Below are 20,729 nucleotides of genomic sequence, written 5' to 3'. Positions count from 1 at the left end.
GAGTGAAACGCAATGCCTTTTTATCGCCAGGCGTGTACCCGCATCATAATAAACCTTGTTGCATTTTGAAACTACGTGAGTTAAAACAAGCTTGTTTCAATTTGAAACCAAAAGGACGCCTTCTATGCCGGAAACCTCCTTCAGCGGGCAATGCGCCCGCTCGCCGCAAGCGCATGCGCCAGGCTGGCTTATTCTGTTGTTCTCGGTCGCCAGCGGGCTGGCTGTCGCGAACGTCTATTTTGCGCAACCTCTGCTGGCATCAATGGCCGCAGAGCTGCACGTGACGACCGAAGCGATTGGCTCGGTCGTGAGCGCGACGCAAGCAGGATATGGCGCCGGGCTGCTGTTGCTGGTGCCGCTTGGCGATCTGATTGAGCGTCGGCTGCTCATTACTGGAATGCTGCTGATTTCCTCTGTGGCTTTAACGGCTGTCGGCTTTGCGGCGGAGTATTACACCTTGCTGATCGCCATGACCGCTGTGGGGCTGATGGCTGTCGTGGTGCAGGTTTTTGTCGCCAGCGCATCAACGCTTTCAACGCCATGGGCGAGAGGAAGGGCGGTAGGAACCGTCACCGGCGGCATAGTCCTGGGGATCCTGTTGGCGCGTCTCGCTGCAGGCATACTGGCCGACCTGGCAGGCTGGCGGGCCATTTATCTTCTCTCCGCGGCGCTCATTGTTATGATGGCTATCCTCTTATGGCGGGTTTTTCCCTCACAACGGGCTGAACGCGCAGAGACAACCTACCGCCAGATATTGCTCTCTGTTGCGCTGTTGTTTTTCACCGAAAAGCTGCTCAGGATCAGGGCTATCCTGGCGCTGCTTATCTTTATGAGTTTCAGCATCTTATGGACGAGCCTTGTATTGCCGCTCAGCGCCGCGCCATATTTTTTTAACCATACGCAAACGGGGTTATTCGGCCTTGCGGGGGTCGCCGGAGCGCTGGCGGCTTCCAGAGCAGGGCGGTGGGCGGATCGGGGCTATGGGCAGCGGACGTCGGGGCTGGCGCTGTGCATGCTGGCCGCCTCATGGCTGCCGTTAAGCATGGCGCAATCCTCTATTTTGCTGCTTATTCTCGGCATCGTTATGCTGGATTTCGCCGTTCAGGCTGTTCATGTTACCAACCAGAGCCTGATCTTCGCCGCAAGGCCAGAGGCTGCCAGCCGCCTTGTGAGCGCTTACATGTTTTTTTATTCTGCAGGCAGCGGCGTGGGCGCGTTGCTTGCCACCCTGACGTACAGCGCCTGGGGCTGGACGGGCGTTTGCCTGACGGGTGCGCTGGTGAGCGTTACGGCGCTGATATTCTGGCGATTTACTCATCGCGGTTAATAATGCGCAGAATCCAATACAGCAGGAAGCAATCTCATGTCTTTCAAGGCCTTTTTTTTAGAAGAGTCTCAGTACACCTATAGCCAGTTGCCTGAAAAAGCGATAAACCCGTTTGCTGAGCGCGGCGTATTCAGAAAAAGAGTGCTCATCACTCACCATAACGAACCGGCGCTTATATTGCGCATTTTCGTCGGAACCGACGAGGACGGGTTTTTACTGGAGCAGTGTTTCAGCCAGTTATTACTCAACAGCGAAACGCTGGCGATTCTCTACGGCCAGCATGTACATCTCTTTAACCTGGCTTCACATGAGGTAAAGAGTCATTTTCTGGATGACTATGCAGGAGACCTTTACCCGGTGCCGGATAGTAGCTCGGCATGGCTAAGCGAGACGTTTCTGGCCACTACTTTTTGCTATACGTTCTTAATAAGTCTCGATAAAGGCATTATTTGGCGCTCTGCGCAGTGCGTCATTGACGGCGTTGTTATCAATGACATCAGGGAAGAGGTGATTTACGGCTCAGGCGAATGGGACCCACCGGGCGGCTGGCGACCGTTTATGCTGTCGATGGCGACGGGCGAGTTGATTAACATCGGGCACATGGAGCAATAAGGGCGAGCGGAGAGGGTCATTAAAAAAGAAAGCGAAGAACAATAAACCTCAGAACCCGCGATGAACGGCCTGGGTTTATTGTTCTCCACCCGGGAAACGCGTAAATCAAATATCGTCCATCGTATGGTCGACGACGATTTCCAGCGTCTTGCGGATCACATCGCCTTTCACCACATCGTTGGTTGATTCAATCGCGCTTATCAGGCGCAGGATGATGGCCTTATGGGTAAGCGATTCATCTGCGGCAAGAATTTCGCGGATAACGGCGCCAAGTATTTTCGCTTCTTCTGCCAGCATATCGCCAGCGTTGCGGAAATAGTCCGTCAGCGCTGTATCAGGCAGCTCTGCATAAATTTTTGATTTTTCAAGCATAACCTGGCTCATGTACTCATACCATTATTGATTTATTAATAATTAAATGCTGTCAGTGTTTTTTACTGGCGTCTGACTGCTGGCTATCTCCAAACAGCGAACGCACATTATCATGGCTCCATTCTTTATTTTCGCGAATGTTCTTACGCTGCCCGGATAACATGGTGTTGCTGATTTCAGCAATGACGCCGGTAATGGCTTTACGTCTCTGGCCGTCTGATTCACTCGCTTCCATAGCGCGCAGCCTTGCAATAAGGGCTTTGAAATTAATCGGACCCTTTTCTCTCAGCAGAGACAACACCGCCTCGCCGATAATCTCGTCAGTTAATTGTTCAGTTTCACTTCTGTTCATAAATGCGTCTCTGATTGCCGCGCTTCCTCGCCGGAAAAGCGGATAAAATCAGTTTTCAGGTGGACCAGTCCACTGAAAATTGCCACCTTTTTACGAGGCTGGCAATATTATCCCCGCCAGGATTGACTTGAATAACCCGACATCTGTACTGATTACATGTCCGATCTTAACGATCGAACAACAGACCTATAAGCGTGTTGTAGTGACTCTGTTCTTGCGCATCGGTGGCGAGTTCGAGTCGGCTAAGCAGCTTCATGCAAATGGTCTTGCGGTTAAGGGTGCGTCCATCGCGAAGAATTTCCACGACGATTTGCCCTAAAATCTCTTGCTGTGAAGGAAGATCCGCTTTGTTGAAGTACCGGGCAATAGCATTCGCTGTATCCGGAATGTAACCGTTCTGCTGCATATGTCCTTCCCTCTAAAACAAGTTAACCTGCTAAGTATGTCTAAAAGTATACAAATTCTCGCGAACTTGTACATCTAAATTGTACAATGAGTTAACTATTTTTATTCCATGTTAATAAAATAGTTAAAATTCATAGCGTTGAGTTTTGCATTTTTTTGTAAAGCTCCGTTCCCGACAGGTTTGTAACGCTAAATCCTGTACAGATGCGGCAAATTTGTCGTCAGCAAAGACGGGTTAACAGACGTGCGCGCAGAAGAAGCGCGAGCTCCCGGCGTCTGGTCGTCTGCGAACGCCAGGCGTCGCTGCCGCCGCTTTACGGCAATTGTGTGACGAAACGGCGCCTACAAGGGGATGCGTAATCACTACAAGACCTGATGGCAAGCATCTGATAAGGTGGCCGTTCATAAAAATCATTCACTGGGACTTTCATGCTCACAACTATCATTTACCGAAGCCATATTTGCGACGATGTTCCCGTTAAAACGCTGGAAGAGATGGTAGCCACAGCAAACCAGAAGAACGGTGAGGCGGGCGTAACGGGCATTCTGCTTTTCAACGGCACGCATTTTTTTCAGCTGCTCGAGGGGCCGGAGGAGGGGGTTTTACCGATCTACAACCATATCTGCGAAGATGGCCGCCACTATAACGTGGTGGAGTTGATGCGCGACTATGCGCCGTCACGGCGGTTTGGTAAGGCCGGCATGGAACTCTTTGACCTGCGCGAGTACGACAGCGACGAAGTTCTCCAGACCGTGCTTGATAAAGGCACGTCTAAGTATCAGTTAACTTATGACGACCGCGCGCTGCAGTTCTTCCGTACCTTCGTTGAGGCAAGGGAAAAAGAGAACTATTTTGAGATCCCACCCGGCGATAGCTGGGATTTCATCTCCGATGGCAACGCCGTAAAGCCAGAGAATCTGGTCATCGACAATGCGGCAGACTGTAGCTTCGCTTTTCAACCGATAATTGACCCGCTGGCCCAGGAGGTTGTATCGCTGGAAGCGCTTATTCGTACGCCTTCAGGCGACACGCCGCGGGCTTACTTTGAAAGTCTGTCGGGGGATGCCATTTACGAGGCCGATCTCAACAGCAAAAGGGTGGCGTTCGCGATGGCGCGCGCGCTAAACCTCGGCGAGCAGATGCTCTCGGTTAACCTGCTGCCGATGACACTGGTTAAAGTACCCGGCGCGGTCAGCGTTTTGTTGCAGGAAATCGAGGCCAACGGGCTGGTGCCGGATCAGGTTATCGTTGAATTTACGGAAAGCGAGGTCATTTCCCGCCTTGATGAGTTTACCGATGCGGTGAAGTTACTCAAAGCGGCGGGCATCCAGCTGGCTATCGACCACTTTGGCGCCGGCTTCGCCGGGCTATCGCTGCTGGCGCAGTTCCAGCCAGACCGCGTTAAGATAAACCGCGCGTTAATAAAGGATGTCCATAAAAGCGGGCCGCGGCAGGCTATTATCCAGGGCATTATCAAAAGCTGCGCCTCGCTGGAAATCTCCGTTTGCGCCGTGGGCGTCGAGAAAGCGGAGGAGTGGATGTGGCTTGAGTCGGCGGGCGTTTCCCTGTTCCAGGGGCACCTGTTCGCCGCTCCGGAATTTGGCGGCATTCCCGCCGTCGCCTGGCCGGAAAAAAAATCGGGTTTCTGAGCGACGGTTTTTTCGCTTCCTGTCGCAAGAACGCATGCTGCTGACCTGAAAAGCGGCAGCCTGCGTGGAAGCCCGTTACAATAGAATCAGAATTATCATTTCCTGGACATCCAGACCTGTACATATTTAAATCAGCACTGCTGTTTTTTATCCTTACCCCTGCCAGAAACGGCCTGTGAAGCCTCTTTTTCCTTTGTACAAGAAAAAAATATTTGTACAAGATGGACGGATTGGTTAGGTTGAGGCATGGACGTATCAGGTTTGATTATGAGTGAGTCAATGGCCTTTTACAGTATTGGCGAAGTCGCCGAACGATGCGGAATAAATCCAGTCACGCTGCGCGCATGGCAGCGTCGTTATGGATTGTTAAAACCACAGCGTAGCGAAGGCGGGCATCGTCAGTTTGATGAGGCCGATATTCAGCGGATCGAAGAGATCAAACGCTGGGTAGAGAGCGGCGTGCCCGTCGGCAAAGTGCGGGCGCTGCTGGAAGAGAACAAGCTGGTGGTCAATGACGACTGGTCATCGCTCCAGGAGGAGATGATGGCGGTGCTGCGCCATGTACGCCCGGCCAGGCTGCGCGCCGCCATTATGGCGCTGGGGCGCGAGCATTCTGCGGATGCGCTTATCGATCATATTTTTGTGCCCGTACGTCAGCGGCTAAGCCTCGACCAAAATACCGCCCGCACCATGTGCAGCATGCTGGACGGCGTGCTGATTGACTATGCCGCCTCTTGTCTGGCCGAAGCGCGCAAAAAAACCGGCAAAGAAGCGCTGCTGATTGGCTGGGATTGCGAGGACCGCACCCGACTCTGGCTGGAAGCCTGGCGACTTTCTCAGCAGGGCTGGCACATCGACGTGCTGGCGGAACCGCTGGATGCGCCGCGCCCGGAGCTTTTCCCCGGCCAGCAACTCTTTTTGTGGACCGGCAAAGCGCCCTCCCGCCGTCAGCAAGAGCAGCTTGCGCACTGGCGCGAGCAGGGCTATACGGTCGCCTTTCACGGCGCGTAGCGGTAACGCAGATGAAAAAGGATGCCCGGGCATCCTTTTTTATTTCGCAAGGTGAGTCACCGCCGCTTACCGAGCTGTGTGCATCCTTTTCCCTGGATATACCCTTCAGCCGCGCGCATGCGCGTTGTTAACCTTTTCATGTGGGGAAGTGCGCTCGACCGTCATGCGGTCTGCCCGCTAGTGCCTTAACCCTTCAGCCGCGCTCGCCGAAAGGCTGTTTAGCGTCATCGCCGACGCGTTGCTGATAAACCCCTCTGAAGAGCGCGGAGCGGCGAAACAACCGGGCGAAGAAAAGCGCAGCCGCGTCGTTAAGCAGAAAGACGCGTCGGTGTGTTTCCCGGCGCGGGGGACCGCTTCTCAGCGCGGCGGCAGCGTAATGCCCGTCGTCCGCGCCAGGCTTTCGAGCAACGCGTTCTGAAACGCCTCGTCGCGCGCTGCCGCGTGGGGCGTGCGCCGCTTCTGGTGATGCCAGTAGCCGCCGCTGGTTCGCGCTTCGCTGTCATCGCTTACCGCCAGCCATTCCTGCGTCAGGTGCCCCAGCCGTAAGTCGCCGGGCGCGTTCGCGCCGCCCATTTTTGTCGGCACCCAGCCCGGGTCGACCGCGTTGCAGAGAATGTCCGGCCAGCGCCGGGCAAGCGCCATCGTAAGCGTGGTGATAAAAAGCTTGCTGTCGGAATAGGTGGCGGATTCGCGTGCGCCCGACCAGTCCACGCCCTCAAGGCGCGGCTGGCCGTTCATATGCATGCCGCTGCTGAGATAAATCAGGCGGGCGGGTTTCGCTATCAGTGAGGTCAACACATAAGGCGCCACCACATTTACCGGCACCACTGACGGTCCGGAATAAACGCCCGCGTTATGAATCACCGCATCCATCTGACCAAGTTTATTCACCTGCGCGGCGACATCCTGCATCGCGTTCAGATGGGCGAGATCGCCCACCACCACCTGCGCGCCCTGGTCGATAAGCGGTTTCACCGCCTCAAGGCGTTGCGGGCTGCGTACGTGCGCCACCACCTCATGCCCGTCGGCAAGCAGATTCTCCGCCGCCGCGTACCCCAGACCATCTGCCGAACCGGTAATCAAAATTCGCGACATCATCACCTCGTTACTGTTCAGGGCCGCCGCCGGGCAGGCGAGCAGCCCGGTGGAGGAGGGAACGCCCCCGCCGTAAAGCGACCAAACCACCATGCAGAATCAACGCATATAAAAGACAGCGCGCCGCAAGTCGACGGGTAAAAGCGCGCCTTTGGTAGTATAGAGTGGACGAACGCCGATGCGCGCGCGCATGTGCTGACGCCGTCTCCAGGCAAGGGAACGATGGAACAGGCAATACAAAAAAAGCCGCCGCCCTCAGGCCGCGGCTTTGCGTTACGCGAAAGCTCAAAGTCCGCGTTGCGCCATCATCCGCGCCAGATCCACCAGCCGGTTTGAGAAGCCCCACTCGTTGTCATACCAGGCGAGGATCTTGACCAGGTTGCCGCCAATCACCAGCGTGGAAAGCCCATCGATAATAGACGAACGCGGGTCGCCCCGATAGTCGCTGGAAACCAGCGGCTCGTCGCTGTAGCCAAGAATATTTTTCAGCGGGCCCGCTTCTGCGGCCTGGCGGAACGCGGCATTGACCTCCTCAACGGTGACGTCGCGCTTAAGCGTGACCGTCAGGTCGACAATCGACACTACCGGCACCGGCACGCGCAGCGAATAGCCCGTCAGGCGTCCATCCAGCTCGGGGATAACCTTGCCGAGCGCCTTCGCCGCGCCGCTGGAGTAAGGCACAATCGACAACGCCGCCGCGCGTGCGCCGCGCAGATCTTTCTCCGGCTGGTCGTGCAGCGCCTGGCTGTTGGTGTAGGCGTGGGTGGTGTTCATCAGGCCGTGTTCGATGCCGAAGCTCTGGTGCAGCACCTGGGCCGCCGGCGCCAGGCCGTTGGTGGTGCAACTGCCGTTGCTGACCACGAAATGACGCTCGGGGTCGTACTGCCGGTCGTTAACGCCCATCACAATGGTAAGGTCGTCATTTTTGCCCGGCGCGGAGATAATTACCCGCTTCGCGCCGCCGCTGCTGATGTGAACGGCGGCTTTTTCGCGATCGGTGAAGAAGCCGGTCGCTTCAATCACAATCTCGACGCCCGCGTCGCGCCAGGGGATCTGCGCCGGGTCGCGTTCGCTGAAAACGCGCACCGGTTTGCCATCCACGCGCAGCTCGCCTTCGCCTGCTTCCACCGTAACTGGCAGCGTGCCGAGCAAAGAGTCATATTTGAGCAGATGCGCGAGCGTTTTGCTGTCGGTGAGATCGTTAATCGCCACGATCTGAATATCCGCATTGTCCAGCGCCGCGCGCAGAACGTTACGTCCAATCCTGCCAAAACCGTTAATACCGACCTTAACCATGATTAACTCCTTCTCTGGGATGTCTGAGTTCAGGGTAGGCCGACTGCGTCATGGCGTAAATGACAAAAAAGGATCACTTTACGCCATTTTGCTGGAATGAAAGCGCTGGCGGTATTCGCCAGGGGTGAGATGAAGCTGGCGCTCAAAGAGACGGCGCAGGTTAATGCTGTTGCCAAAGCCGGTAACCGCCGCAATGCGTTCCAGCGTTTCATGGGTCTGCTCCAGGCGGTGACGGGCGGCGGCGAGCCGCGCTTCCGCCACGTAACGCGCCGGAGGCGCGCCGGTTTCCCGGGTAAAGACGCGAGTAAAGTTACGCGGACTCATCGCCACCCGTTCCGCCAGCCTTTCCACCGATAAATCTTCCGCGAGATTGTCCAGAATCCAGTTTTGCAGCTCGCTTAGCGGGCCGTTGCTGTTGGCGGGCTTGAGCTGATAACGGGAGAACTGCAGCTGGCCGCCGGGGCGGCGCAGGTACATTACCAGGTCCTGCGCCACGTCGCGGGCGAGGGTAAAACCGTAATCTTCTTCCACCAGCGCCAGCGTTAAGTCAAAGCCGGAGGTCACGCCGCCGGAAGTCCAGACCGGGCCATCCTGGATATAAAGCGGGCCGCCTTCCACCTTCACCTGCGGAAACTGCTTTTGCAGGGTTTCCAGCAGCCGCCAGTGGGTGGTGGCGCGTCGTCCGTCAAGCAGGCCGGCTTGCGCCAGCAGCAGCGCGCCGCCGCAGACGGACACCACCCGGCGCGCATGCGGCGCGGCAAGGCGCACCCAGTCCACCACCGCGGCGCCTTCTTCTTCGCTCAGGCCGCGGCCGGTTATCATAATGGTGTCGTAAGCAACGCGCGGGTCAAGCTCCGCCAGGCGGTGATCCGCCAGCAGATTCAGCCCGGACTGGCCGTGAATAACCTGATGAGGCTGCGTGGTGGCCATGCTAATCCGGTAGCGCGGCTGCGGGCTATTCTCCGCATGATGGCGGTTGGCCTGCATCAGGATATCGGCGATACCGGCGGCTTCGAACAGCATGCCGCCGTCGGGAACAATAATCAGGAACGTTTTCATGTCCTGAAAAGTACGCTGCTTACAGAATAAGTCAAGCGGACAGGCTCGCATTTTACGGGATGCGGGCGATAACCTTAATTTCAAAATCAAACCCGGCGAGCCAGTTTACGCCCACGGCGGTCCAGTTTGGGTAGGGCGCAGCGGGGAACATCTCTTGTTTCACCGCCATGATGGTGTCGAACTGCTTTTCCGGGTCGGTATGAAAGGTGGTGACGTCGATAAGGTCGTCCAGCGTGCAGCCCGCCGCGGCGAGCGTGGCCCGAAGGTTATTAAACGCGAGCCTGACCTGCGCGGCGAAATCGGGTTCCGGCGTGCCGTCCGGGCGGCTGCCCACCTGGCCTGATACAAACAGCAAATCGCCGGAGCGGATAGCGGCGGAGTAGCCATGCTGCTCATAAAGGGCGTGGCGGTCGGCGGGGAAAATGGGTTCACGTGGAATCATGCTGCACCTCTTGTTGAGCGGAGTTAAATGTCTGGGATGTACGACGGCAGAGTAATTTTCATATACTCTGCGTATGTGGAAATCATTACACATACGGCGCGTATGTCAAATGAAATACGATGCGTATGTGAAATAGGAGAGAGACGATGGCGGCGAAACGTCGTGCGGAAACGATGGAAGAGAACCGGGGCAAGCTGATTGCCGCAGCGCGCAAGGCGTTCGCGGAAAAAGGCTTTGCCGCCGCCTCAATGGATGAGCTGACTGCAAGCGTCGGGCTGACCCGCGGCGCGCTCTACCCCAATTTTGGCGATAAAAAGGGGCTGCTGGCGGCGGTGGTCGCTCAGGTAGATGAAGAGATTGCGCAGCGAGCCAGAAGCCGGGCGAATGGGCAAAAAGATGACTGGAGCAAGCTGCTGGCGGAAGGCGTCGCTTACATCGAGATGGCGCTTGAGCCGGAGGTGCAACGCATTGTCCTGCTCGACGGCCCCGCTTTTCTTGGCGACCCTTCGCACTGGCCGAGCCAGAACGCCTGCCTTGAGGCCACGCGTCAGGCGGTAACCGCTTTGATAGCGCAGGGGATAGTCAAGCCGGTCGACGTGGAGGCGGCGGCGCGCCTGCTCAATGGCGCCGCGTTTAACGCGGCGCTCTGGGTCGCCGCAAGCGAGACGCCGCAAGCGACCCTCGCCAAAGCGACCGAGGCGTTTCAACATCTCGCGAGCGGCCTGCTCGTCAACCCCCGCTAACCAACGCCCCGCTGGCAACGCCGCGCGGGTCAGCGCGGGCTATTTCTCCACGCCCTGTGAAAGGGTCTTAAGCAGCCGCGCCCGCCGCCGTTCCAGCTCCGCTATCTGCCGCTCAATGGCGGCGAGACGCTGGTACTGAACCGGCTGGGTTTCCGGGCAAAAAGCGGCGCCCTCAATCAGGCGCATGCAGTCCGGAAAGCCGCGTATCTCTTCAATGCTGAATCCCATGGCGATCAGCCGCTGAATTTGCCTGACCTGCGTCACCGCCTGCTCGGGAAAATAGCGATAGCCGTTGCAGGCGCGCGTGGCGCTCACCAACCCGTGCCGATCGTAATGACGTATAGCCCGGACGCTAACGCCCGTCGCCTTCGCAAGCTCGCCGATAGATAACGTCATCTCCGCTCCTCATGGTGCTTGACTCTGACATTAGTGTCAGGGTTCAGGATACCCCTGAAGCATAAACCCGAGGAGATCTTTATGGCGTTATCTGTTTATCGTCACCTGTTACTTTCTTTATTGCTGATGCTGGTTAGCGTATCGGTTCTGGCGGCGGAAAAGCACTACACCGTAACGGCGCCGGATGGCGTCCGCCTGGCGGTGCAGGAGCGCGGCGACCCGCAGGGAAAGCCGATAATTTTTATTCACGGCCTGCTCGGCAGCCGCCTGAACTGGGAGCAACAGCTTAATGACCCGCAGCTCCAGCGCTTTCGTCTTATCACCTATGATCTGCGCGGCCATGGGCTTTCGGATAAGCCGGAGCAGGAAGCGGCCTACCGGGATGGTAAACGGTGGGGAGAAGACCTGGCGGCAGTGATCGACGCCAGCCGCGCCCGCAAACCGCTGCTGGTAGGCTGGTCGCTGGGCGGCGCGGTCATCACGAATTATCTTGCCCTGTATGGCGACGCCGGAATAAGCGGCGCGCTCTATGTCGATGGGGTAGTGGCGTTAACGCCCGCGCTTATCCCTGCGCACCCGGAAGTCTATCGGGATATGACCGCCGGGGATTTAAAAACCCACCTGGATGGCGAACGCGCTTTTCTGCGCCTGTGCTTCTGGCGCGAGCCGGATGCGGCAATGTTTGAGCGCCTGCTGGCGAACGCCGCGTTAGCGGCCTGGCCAATGCAGCGGGCGGTGCCCTCCCTGAGCGTGCCGCTGGAGCAGGGACTGAAAGACGTTCGCGTGCCGCTGCTGTTTATTTATGGCGAGCACGATGCACTGGTGCGCCCACAGGCCTCGCTTAAGCAGGCGGCGAGGGTTAATCCGCGCATTCAGTCACGCCTGTATGCGCATTCCGGGCATGCGCCGTTTATCGAAGAGCCTGCGCGGTTTAACCAGGATCTGGCTCGCTTTGCTGGCAGTCTGTAAGTAAAGCGCTCAGGCCCGCAGGCGTATACTGAATGGAAACCTGCGCTTTGCGCCGGCAGGCGATCACGCGTAAGCCCCGCCGCGTTAGTTTAGCGGGGCTTAAATCCAAATAAGCAGAAAAAGCGGTTTGTCGCTTTTATAAACATTTTTTGCAGCGGCAGGGTTTGCGTTTGTAGCCGGGGAAGTTTGCCAGACGCACGGCTAATGCTGAAAGCAGCCGCGTCGCGACGGGTTTCTGGAAATAGGGGGCTTAAGGATTTACTGATGTCATTAAGAATATATTCTCTCTTCCGGCTGCTCGTATATCGGTAGTGAGATTTAATAAAGTTTAGCCCGGCTAAAATTATTCATTGAGAAAATACACAAACCATAAGGGCTTTTTTCTGCGAATTTATAAGTAACCAGGCGTTATTTTTTCTGCCGATATTATTGCTAAACGCCGTTCGGTTTACATTTTCGCGTCATAGCGCCGTCGATGACACCTTTTGAAACATACTTTTAAAATGCAATTATTCGTTCTTATAAATATATTCTTAAGGGTTTTAAGGCCATTTAACTACTAATTATGGTAGTGGTGAGCATAATGACAATCCGTTAAGGCGTTAAATTATACTTTTGACAAATATTATATAAATCAATAAGTTGGTCTTTTAACGGGTTCGCTTAATAAGCGAGATTTGCAATGTGCCGGCCCTTTAAAAAAATGAACCTAAGATTAGTCTTATAATGCTTTTGCCCGCGTTAAAAACAGTCGAAAGAAAAGGGTAAATATTGAATTGAAGAAAAGGTGCTGTAGAATTGTTTCCGGTTTGTCAAAAAATGTCAGGTTACGGCTGGGCCTTATTCGCAAGGCTCGTGCGGTAGCTATGCTCTTTGCACAGGAAAGCGGAATTAAAAAATTCATCTTTCTTTAATAATAGCACTTAAGTCAAATTTCACCTCCTCATCAACCATCATCAAGAATATTGCTACGGAAAAGCATATGAAAATGCGAACGCTCCTTTCTCTTTTGTTTGTCTTTGCTGTTGTAGGTTGTAAAGCGCCGCAGAAACCGGCATTAACAGATGACACGATCGTCACAAGCCAGGTCAATGGCGTTACGTTGACTCACCGTTATGCGGTCTCTCCGCCTGCGGAATTTACCCCGGTAAATGTCTCTTACCGCGCGCTGTACCCGGCCTCGCTGATGAGCCGTCCGGATTTCGGCGGTAAAGTCATTCGCACCCTTGAAACCGGTAAAACCTATGAAGTGTTAGGGCAGGTTGAGCACTTCTGGATGGCGCTGGCTGACGAAGGCAAAGACGAGCTGATTGGCTATGTGCCGATGCGCGCCGTGGTGAAAGCCGACCAGTATGACGCGACGGTCCGCAAGCAAGCCATTCGCCCGAAAGCACGTAAAAAAGCGACCTGCGTGAACGTTGACGGCAGCGGCAAAGCCTGCAAGGACAGCAACAACGGTACCTGGATTCTGGATTAATCCCGCTTCTGCGAGCGAATCCCTATGCATAACAAAAACTTTTTTGGCCGGGTCTGCCTGGCGTTTGGTATTTTGATTTTCACGTTGGTCAGTGGTTGCGCATCGTCTTCACACAGCGAGCCCTCCCGCTACACTCTTCAGTTTCAGGCTCATCCGCAAATCAACGACTCTGCGCCGCTTAAAGTCAGGGTCTTGCTGCTGAAATCAGATGCGGACTTTATGTCCGCCGATTTCTACTCCCTGCAGAACAACGCGTCAGGCGTGCTTGGCGCGAATCTGCTGAACAGCGACGTGTTCTTCCTCATGCCAGGCCAGCTTTCGAAAACGCTGAGCGGACAAAGCTCGCCGGAAGCGCGCTACATCGGCGTGATGGCGGAGTACCAGGCGCTGGACGGCAAAAAGTGGCGCATTTCTCTTCCTCTGCCTGTACCGGGCGAAAGCCATCTCTACCAGTTCTGGAAATGGTCCGCAGACGAGCTGCAGGCCAGTCTCTTTCTTGACGTAAACGGGATCCGCGTCATTAGCCAGTAACGCGTTTCCTTACAGGAAAACACAACATCATGACGAAAGCAGAAAAGGTCGTGTGGACCGAAGGCATGTTCCTGCGCCCGCACCATTTTCAGCGTGCGGAAAGTTACCTGCAAAGCAACATCCGCGAATGGGGTTCGCTGCAACGCCCCTACCTGTGGGGTTTTCTCGATCTGGAACTGGACGAGGCGATGCTGCGCCAGGGCTGCGTGGCGCTGAGCTACGCCAGCGGGCTTCTGCCTGACGGCACCTTTTTCCATTTCCGCGACGGCCGCAACGGCCCGCCGCCGCTGCACATCCCCGATAACCTTTCCGGGGAAAAAGTGGTGCTGGCGCTGCCGGTCCGCCGGGGCGGGCGCGAAGAGGTGGTCTTTAGCGAAGAGAAGGCCTCGCTGGCGCGCTTCGTGACTTTCGAAGAGGAAGTGGAAGACGACAATGCGATGTCGGTTGGCGAAGCGACGGTGCAGTTCGGCCGCCTGCGCCTGCAACTGATGCTGGAAAAAGATCTGACGGCGGAGTGGACCGCCATCGGCGTCGCGGTTGTCGTTGAGAAGCGCAACGACAACCACGTGCGGCTGGATAACAGCTACATTCCGCCGATGCTCAACGCCAACAACAGCCAGCAAATCTACAGCATGATTAACGATCTGCACGGTCTGCTGGTGCAGCGCAGCCAGCAGATTGGCGGCCGCCTGCGCCAGCCGGGCCGTTTCAATACCTCCGAGCTGATTGAGTTTACGCTGCTGGCGCTGGTGAACCGCCACCTTGGCGACGTCTCGCACGTTAAAACGCTGCCTCTTATTCACCCGGAGACGCTCTGGCGCAGCTGGCTGCCTTTCGCCACGGAGCTTGCCACCTGGACTGCCCAGCGCGCCGCGGAAAACGTGCTGCCGGTTTATGACCATGACGATCTCGCGGGCTGCTTTAGCAAACTGATGCTGCTGCTGCGCCAGGGGCTGTCGCTGGTGATGGAAGACCACGCCATCCAGCTGCCGCTCAACGAACGCTCTCATGGACTCAACATCGCCACCGTCCCGGAAATCAGCATGGTGCGCGAATTTGGCTTTGTGCTGGCGGTGAAAGCCAACGTGCCGGGCGAGCATCTGCAAACCCATTTCCCGGCGCAGATGAAAGTGGCGCCCGTCTCTAAAATCCGCGATCTGGTCCAGCTTCAACTGCCGGGCATTGTGCTGCGCGCCATGCCGGTGGCGCCGCCGCAAATCCCCTGGCACGCCGGTTACAGCTACTTCGAACTGGAAAAGGGCGGCGAGCTGTGGGGTGAAATGGATAAGTCCGGCGCGTTCGCCCTGCATCTGGCGGGCGAATTCCCGGGACTGGATATGGAGTTTTGGGCCATCCGTAGCCCGACAGAATAATCAAGCGAGCGCTTATTATGCAGGAACGACAGGCCTCCGGCAGCGATGCCGCGTTTACCGGAGCGAGTGGCAATAACCCCCTGGTGGCGGCGGCCAATCCGCTGCTTAACGCCATCCCGCAAATCCGCCATTCCGTCTCCCATGACGACCAGGCGGGGCTGCGCCAGCGTTTAATTGATGAGATCCGTCGCTTCGAGGTGCGCTGCCAGCAGGCGGGGCTGCCTTATGAAGTGATTGTCGGCGCCCGTTACTGCCTTTGTACGGCGCTTGACGAAGCCGCCGCGCTCACGCCGTGGGGAAGCAGCGGCGTCTGGTCCGGCAGCGGGCTGCTGGTGACCTTCCATAACGAAACCTGGGGCGGCGAGAAGTTCTTCCAGCTGCTGGCGCGCCTGTCGCAAAACCCGCGCGAGCACATCCTGCTGCTGGAGATGATCAACTACTGCCTGCTGCTCGGTTTTGAAGGGCGCTACCGGGTGCTGGACAACGGCCGCACCCAGCTGGAGACCATTAAGCAGCGGTTATGGCAGATGATCCGCGGCGTGCGCGGCAGTTACCCGCCGCCGCTTTCGCCGCACCCGGAAGACCAGCCGGTGTTGCGTAAACTGTGGCGGCCGATGGTGCCGCTCTGGGCCTGCGTGGCGCTTGCAGGTTTCATCGGCTGCCTGTTTTACATCATTCTCAACTGGCGGCTCGGCGACGTCACCAACCCGGTGCTGGCGAAGATTTACCAGACGCCACTGCCCGAAGCGACCATTCAGCAACCGGCGCAGCGTCTGCCTGCGGTGCTCAACCTGCGCGGCTTCCTGCGTCCGGAAATCGAGGCGGGGCTGGTGGCGGTGAAAGATGAGGCCGACCGCAGCGTGGTTATCCTCAAAGGCGACGGGCTGTTCGCTTCCGCTTCGACCGTGGTGCGAGACCGCTACGATCCGGTTATCGACCGCATCGCCCAGGCGATGAACAACGTCAGCGGCAAGATCCTGGTGGTGGGCTACAGCGACAACGTGCCGATTCGCAGCGCACGCTTCGCCTCTAACTATGAACTTTCGCTGGAGCGCGCCCGCTCGGTGCAAAAACAGCTACAGGAAAGTCTCTCGCAACCTGAACGCGTGAAAGCGGAAGGGCGGGGAGAGATGAACCCGGTGGCGCCGAATAACACCCCGGAAAACCGCGCCCGCAACCGCCGTGTGGAAATTACGCTGCTGGTGTCGCCTGAAAACACCCGGGCTGAGCTGAACGGATTGCCGCAAGGAAACTAAGGATGCTGACTACACTTCTTTCCATTCTTACCAATCGTCTGCTGTGGGGGTTCCTCGGCGTCACGGCGCTTTCGGCAGTGATCTGGATGATTGGTCCGCTGCTCTCCATCGTCGATACCCGGCCGCTGGAATCGGAGCAGAACCGCATCATCAGCATCGTGGTGGTCTACTTTATCTGGGCCCAGAGCCATATTGTGCCGCGGCTTTATAACGCCTGGCTCAACCGCAAGCTGATGGACAAGCTTAAAGAGAACACCACCGAGCCGCAGGCGGTGGACCCGCAAAACCGCCTGAACAGCGAAGACCAGGTCCTCGCCAGCCGTTTTGACGAAGCGGCGCAAATGCTGAAAAAAGCGCATTTCAGCAAGGCGGGCAACCGCGGCGCGCAGTGGACGCAGCGCTTCGGCACCCAGTATCTCTATCAGCTGCCGTGGTATGTGATTATCGGCGCGCCCGGCTCCGGGAAAACCACCGCGCTCGCCAACTCCGGGCTGCAATTCCCGCTGGCGGATCGCTTTGGCAAAACGGCGCTGCGCGGCATTGGCGGCACCCGTAACTGCGACTGGTGGTTTACCAACGAAGCAGTGCTGCTGGATACCGCGGGACGCTATACCACGCAGGAGAGCGAGCAGGCGCAGGATGCAGGCGAATGGCTGAAGTTCATTGAACTGCTGCGCAAATATCGCCGCCGCCAGCCTGTTAACGGCGTCATTATCACCATCAGCATTTCAGACCTGCTCACGCAATCCGCCGAGGTGTCGCGCCAGCAGGCGGTGAACCTGCGCCAGCGCCTTTCGGAGCTGCATGAACAGCTGGGCATCCGTTTTCCGGTCTATGTGATGGTGACCAAGGTTGACCTGCTCAAGGGCTTTCGCGCCTGGTTTGCCGATTTCGACAAGGCGCAGCGCGACCAGATCTGGGGCTTCACGTTCCCCTGGGAGCAGACGAAACAGGCCGATTTCGACCTGCTGGGCAGCTTCGCGCAGGAATTCTCTCTGCTGCAACAGCGCCTCGACGCCGGCCTGCCGGAAACCATGCTCAAAGAGCACGACGCCAAAACCCGCGCCGAAGCGTACCTCTTCCCGCAGGAGTTCGCCGCGCTGCGTCCGCTGCTGGCCGACTACCTGAGCACGGTGTTCGCCCGCTCCAACTTTGAAACCGAGTTTTCGCCGCGCGGCATTTACTTCGCGAGCGGCACGCAGGAAGGGATGCCGTTCGACCGGGTGATGGGCGAGCTCAACCGCGCGCTTTCGCTGCCGGAAGGCAGCGCGGGCGACAACTGGGACTCGGTAAGCAAAGAAGCGCCCATCCCGGGGGCGAAAGGTCAGAGCTTCTTCATTAAAAACCTGCTGCAAAACGTCATTTTCCAGGAGGCGGGCATCGCCGGGGAGAACCGCTGGTGGGAGCTGCGCAACCGCGCGGTTATCTGGTCCGGCTATGCGGCGCTGCTGGCGTTGCTGGTGATCCTCGGCGGCCTGTGGCTTACCAGCTACGGTAAAAACAAAGCGTATCTGGAAGAGGTGCAGGCGAAAGTGCCGCAGGTGGAGCAGCAGAGCAAGGCGCTGCAAAACCTCCAGCAGCGCGACCTCTTTGCGCTGCTGCCGCTGCTTAATGGCCTGGTGGATCTGCCGAAAAGCAAGGAATTCGACGTTAACGACCCGCCGGTCACTCGCCGCATGGGGCTTTACCGCGGTTATGACGTCAGCGACGCGTCGCAGTCGCTCTATCAAAAAGCGCTGGACCAGATGTTGCTGCCCGCCGTCGCCATGCATATCACCACCTGGCTTCGCAACGACAACGGCAGCGACGTGGAGTACAGCTACGAAGCGCTGAAAGCCTACCAGATGCTTTATCAGCCGAAGCATTACGACGGGAAATTCCTGCATTCGTGGGTGATGCTGAACCTGGAGCGCAACCTGCCGCAGAACGTGACGCAGGCGCAGCTGCGCGAGCTTGAGTGGCACCTGACGCAGCTGCTGGAGCCGCAGATCCAGTCTTCGCCTTATGCGAAAGACGAGGCGCTGATAGCCCGCGAGCAGGCGCTTATCAACCGTCAGCCGCTTTCCGCCCGCGTCTACGGCCGCCTGAAACGGCTGCTTGAGCATGACGAAAACCTCAAGCCGGTATCGCTGGCCGCTCTCGGCGGGCCGCAGAGCGAGCTGGTTTTCTCCCGCAAAAGCGGCAAGCCGGTGAGCGAAGGGGTGCCGGGGCTTTATACCCCGGACGGTTACTGGAAAAGCTTCAACGGCCAGATAGACAGCGTGACCACCGCGCTGCATGAAGATGACGCCTGGGTGTTGGGCGGCGCGACGGCGCAGGAAGATAAACAGCAGACGGATAACGCCGTGCGCCAGCTCTATATGCGCGACTTTATCGCCAACTGGGACAGCTATCTCGCCGATATCCAGCTCAACAACAGCGCCGATCTCTCCCAGCGTATCAACACGGCGCGGCTGCTTTCCGGCAACAACTCGCCGCTGCGCCGGCTGGTACAGAACTTAAGCCAGGTGCTGACGCTCTCGCGCGACACGCCGTCGCCGGAAAATGCCGAACAGGCCAGCGAGCAGAGCAACCGCGCCACCCGCACGCTGGAAGCGCTGTTTAGCGACCGCGATAAAGCGCCGACCCAGGGCGCGGTGATGACGCAGACGCCGGAGCAACTGGTCACTGACCACTACGCGCCGATGATTGAGCTGGCGCAGCCGCTGGAGAAGGGCGGCAAAACCATCGTTTTTGACGACTTTCTTAAGCAGGTTGACGAACTCTACCGCTACCTGACCGCCGTACAGGACGCGGCGAACAGCGGCATGCCCGCGCCGGGCGGCGAAGCTATCAGCCGCCTGCAGGCGAGCGCGGGCCGTCTGCCGGGCGGTTTGCAAACCATGTTCAGCAATATGGCGGTGGGCGCGAGCAGCGATACGCAGCGCCGGGATCTCGAAAACGTGCGCAAGCGCATTAACGTTGAAGTGGGCGGCTTCTGCCGTCAGGCCATCGCCGGACGCTACCCGCTGGTGCGCAGCGCCAGCAGCGAAGTGACGCCGGATGACCTGGCGCGCATGTTTGCGCCGGGCACCGGGCTGATGGACACGTTTTTTCGCGACAACCTGACCAATAAAGTGGACACCACGCAGGCGAACTGGCGCTTTATGCCGGGCATTGACGGCAAAACGCTGCCGGGCAGCGAAGGGCTGCTGCGTCCTTTCCAGCAGGCGCAATCTGTTCGCGACGCTTTCTTCGCCAACGGCGCCACCACCCCTTCTTATAAGGTTACGGTGCGCACCGTACGGATGGATAACACCATTCTTAACCTGACGCTGGATGTGGACGGCCAGCTGTTGCGCTACAGCCATGGTCCGCAGGCGGTGCAGATCATGAACTGGCCGGGGCCGGGCGGCACCAATCAGGTGCGCATGCAGCTGGGACTGACCAACGGCAGCACCTCGACGCTGGTGACTAACGGCGCCTGGGCGCTGAACCGCTTTTTCGACAAGGCGCGCATCAGCCCGGGGAGCGGCAGCCTGAGCCGCCAGGCCACGTTTACCGTCGATGGCCATCAGGTCACGCTGGAGTTTGCGCCCAACAGCATTCGCAACCCGTTCCAGCTCCCCCGTTTTTCATGCCCCTAACCGCAAGGACAGCCGTATGACGAATTCTCCTGCGATGAACTGGTACAGCTGGTACGGAAAGTTACCCAGTGCCGGCGACTTCTTACAGCGTCGCTTTCCCGACTCGCTCCAGCGTCAGTGGTCGCACTGGTTTCAGGTCGGCCTGCACGCATGGCTTCAGGAAGAGCAGCGCTTCGGCGAGCGCCAGTTCGGCAGCGCGCCGGTCTGGAACTTTGTCGTGCCGCCGATGCTCGGCAGCCAGATGGTGCAGATGGGCTGCCTGCTGCCGGGACGCGACAGCGTAGGCCGCCAGTATCCCGTCTGCGCCCAGATAGCCTTTAGCCCGACAGAGTGGTCGCCGCGCCTGCTGGCCCAGGCGGAAAGCTGGTATCAGCAGCTTGGCCGCGTGCTGCTGCATGCCGTGCGCAACAGCTACTCCGCCGAGCAGCTCGACCAGACGCTGATGGCTATCCCTAAGCCGCAGCCCGCCGAACCGGAAAAGCGCTCCGACATCCTCGACGTAATTGGTTATGAAGGGGAAGAGACCTGCACCCTGGGCTGGCCGCAGGCGGCGGAGTGCTTTGACCCGCAGCGTCAGACCAGCTTCTGGTGGACCAACCGCTGCGACGGCTACCCGCTTTACACCCACGTGCACAGCGGCAACTTCACCGGACAGCTCTTTACGCTGCTGTTCGACCCGGCAGGCGGCGCCCGCCCCGGACGCCATGGCCTCTATCCGCCCATGTTTGAGTAAGCAG

20 protein-coding genes are annotated in these 20,729 nt (G+C 57.9%); 12 read left to right on the top strand and 8 right to left on the bottom strand.

The features are described 5' to 3' along the window. Nucleotides 1–124: 124 nt before the first annotated feature. Entirely contained in the window at nucleotides 125–1,327 is a 1,203-nt protein-coding gene (locus IEX01_RS08665; protein ID WP_188723669.1) for an MFS transporter, read from the top strand. 36 nt (nucleotides 1,328–1,363) lie between these two features. After that, nucleotides 1,364–1,939 carry a hypothetical protein gene (locus IEX01_RS08660; protein WP_188723668.1) on the top strand — a complete coding sequence of 192 codons (576 nt, stop codon included), beginning with the start codon at nucleotides 1,364–1,366 and terminating at the stop codon, nucleotides 1,937–1,939. Between the two features lie 105 nt (nucleotides 1,940–2,044). On the opposite strand, the gene IEX01_RS08655 is transcribed toward IEX01_RS08660, so the two are convergent. The 3 genes from IEX01_RS08655 to ycgZ all read right to left on the bottom strand — a co-directional run bounded on the left by IEX01_RS08655 (nucleotide 2,045) and on the right by ycgZ (nucleotide 3,069). Next, a complete protein-coding gene (locus IEX01_RS08655) occupies nucleotides 2,045–2,311 on the bottom strand; it encodes a biofilm development regulator YmgB/AriR family protein (RefSeq protein WP_024557958.1) in 267 nt (88 codons plus the stop codon). 52 nt (nucleotides 2,312–2,363) lie between these two features. Continuing rightward, complete coding sequence (locus IEX01_RS08650; RefSeq protein ID WP_024557959.1) at nucleotides 2,364–2,663, bottom strand: hypothetical protein; 300 nt, start codon at nucleotides 2,661–2,663, stop codon at nucleotides 2,364–2,366. Between the two features lie 166 nt (nucleotides 2,664–2,829). Then, the gene (gene ycgZ, locus IEX01_RS08645; RefSeq protein ID WP_024560924.1) at nucleotides 2,830–3,069 is read right to left on the bottom strand and encodes a regulatory protein YcgZ; all 240 of its coding nucleotides are present in this window, start codon (nucleotides 3,067–3,069) and stop codon (nucleotides 2,830–2,832) included. 428 nt (nucleotides 3,070–3,497) lie between these two features. On the opposite strand from ycgZ, the gene IEX01_RS08640 reads away from it, so the two are divergent. Then, nucleotides 3,498–4,718 (top strand): diguanylate phosphodiesterase, encoded by a 1,221-nt coding sequence (locus tag IEX01_RS08640; RefSeq protein WP_024557961.1) that lies wholly within the window; start codon nucleotides 3,498–3,500, stop codon nucleotides 4,716–4,718. A gap of 279 nt (nucleotides 4,719–4,997) precedes the next feature. Next, the gene (locus IEX01_RS08635) at nucleotides 4,998–5,729 is read left to right on the top strand and encodes a MerR family transcriptional regulator (protein WP_024557962.1); all 732 of its coding nucleotides are present in this window, start codon (nucleotides 4,998–5,000) and stop codon (nucleotides 5,727–5,729) included. Between the two features lie 357 nt (nucleotides 5,730–6,086). Here IEX01_RS08635 and IEX01_RS08630 read toward each other — a convergent pair whose 3' ends face one another. The 4 genes from IEX01_RS08630 to IEX01_RS08615 all read right to left on the bottom strand — a co-directional run bounded on the left by IEX01_RS08630 (nucleotide 6,087) and on the right by IEX01_RS08615 (nucleotide 9,621). After that, on the bottom strand, nucleotides 6,087–6,917 hold the full coding sequence (locus IEX01_RS08630) for an SDR family NAD(P)-dependent oxidoreductase (RefSeq protein ID WP_229701820.1): 831 nt from the start codon (nucleotides 6,915–6,917) through the stop codon (nucleotides 6,087–6,089). Between the two features lie 192 nt (nucleotides 6,918–7,109). Next, nucleotides 7,110–8,120, bottom strand: a complete 1,011-nt coding sequence (gene gap, locus IEX01_RS08625) for a type I glyceraldehyde-3-phosphate dehydrogenase (protein WP_188723667.1) — start codon at nucleotides 8,118–8,120, stop codon at nucleotides 7,110–7,112. Nucleotides 8,121–8,198: 78 nt separating this feature from the next. Next, a complete protein-coding gene (locus IEX01_RS08620) occupies nucleotides 8,199–9,179 on the bottom strand; it encodes a GlxA family transcriptional regulator (protein ID WP_024559623.1) in 981 nt (326 codons plus the stop codon). A 52-nt stretch (nucleotides 9,180–9,231) separates the two neighbouring features. Then, on the bottom strand, nucleotides 9,232–9,621 hold the full coding sequence (locus IEX01_RS08615) for a RidA family protein (protein ID WP_024557966.1): 390 nt from the start codon (nucleotides 9,619–9,621) through the stop codon (nucleotides 9,232–9,234). A 146-nt stretch (nucleotides 9,622–9,767) separates the two neighbouring features. On the opposite strand from IEX01_RS08615, the gene IEX01_RS08610 reads away from it, so the two are divergent. Next, nucleotides 9,768–10,364 carry a TetR/AcrR family transcriptional regulator gene (locus IEX01_RS08610; protein ID WP_024557967.1) on the top strand — a complete coding sequence of 199 codons (597 nt, stop codon included), beginning with the start codon at nucleotides 9,768–9,770 and terminating at the stop codon, nucleotides 10,362–10,364. A 39-nt stretch (nucleotides 10,365–10,403) separates the two neighbouring features. On the opposite strand, the gene IEX01_RS08605 is transcribed toward IEX01_RS08610, so the two are convergent. After that, a complete protein-coding gene (locus IEX01_RS08605) occupies nucleotides 10,404–10,760 on the bottom strand; it encodes a MerR family transcriptional regulator (RefSeq protein WP_048888624.1) in 357 nt (118 codons plus the stop codon). An 81-nt stretch (nucleotides 10,761–10,841) separates the two neighbouring features. On the opposite strand from IEX01_RS08605, the gene IEX01_RS08600 reads away from it, so the two are divergent. From IEX01_RS08600 to tagF, 7 genes are all read left to right on the top strand, one after another. Then, the gene (locus IEX01_RS08600; protein WP_188723666.1) at nucleotides 10,842–11,729 is read left to right on the top strand and encodes an alpha/beta fold hydrolase; all 888 of its coding nucleotides are present in this window, start codon (nucleotides 10,842–10,844) and stop codon (nucleotides 11,727–11,729) included. A gap of 982 nt (nucleotides 11,730–12,711) precedes the next feature. After that, nucleotides 12,712–13,206, top strand: coding sequence for a hypothetical protein (locus IEX01_RS08595; protein ID WP_024557970.1), 495 nt, complete (start codon nucleotides 12,712–12,714; stop codon nucleotides 13,204–13,206). Nucleotides 13,207–13,230: 24 nt separating this feature from the next. After that, nucleotides 13,231–13,737, top strand: a complete 507-nt coding sequence (tssJ, locus tag IEX01_RS08590) for a type VI secretion system lipoprotein TssJ (RefSeq protein ID WP_024557971.1) — start codon at nucleotides 13,231–13,233, stop codon at nucleotides 13,735–13,737. Between the two features lie 29 nt (nucleotides 13,738–13,766). After that, complete coding sequence (gene tssK, locus IEX01_RS08585; RefSeq protein WP_024559625.1) at nucleotides 13,767–15,110, top strand: type VI secretion system baseplate subunit TssK; 1,344 nt, start codon at nucleotides 13,767–13,769, stop codon at nucleotides 15,108–15,110. A gap of 17 nt (nucleotides 15,111–15,127) precedes the next feature. Beyond that, complete coding sequence (locus tag IEX01_RS08580) at nucleotides 15,128–16,366, top strand: DotU family type VI secretion system protein (protein WP_024559626.1); 1,239 nt, start codon at nucleotides 15,128–15,130, stop codon at nucleotides 16,364–16,366. Nucleotides 16,367–16,368: 2 nt separating this feature from the next. After that, nucleotides 16,369–19,992: a type VI secretion system membrane subunit TssM gene (gene tssM, locus IEX01_RS08575; protein WP_188723665.1), complete on the top strand. Its 3,624-nt coding sequence runs from the start codon at nucleotides 16,369–16,371 to the stop codon at nucleotides 19,990–19,992. Nucleotides 19,993–20,008: 16 nt separating this feature from the next. After that, nucleotides 20,009–20,725 (top strand): type VI secretion system-associated protein TagF, encoded by a 717-nt coding sequence (gene tagF, locus IEX01_RS08570; RefSeq protein WP_024557975.1) that lies wholly within the window; start codon nucleotides 20,009–20,011, stop codon nucleotides 20,723–20,725. Nucleotides 20,726–20,729: the final 4 nt, after the last annotated feature.

The organism is Franconibacter daqui (genome assembly GCF_014644275.1).
In the GTDB taxonomy this organism is placed as follows: domain Bacteria; phylum Pseudomonadota; class Gammaproteobacteria; order Enterobacterales; family Enterobacteriaceae; genus Franconibacter; species Franconibacter pulveris.
This window is presented reverse-complemented; position numbering and strand designations above follow the sequence as displayed.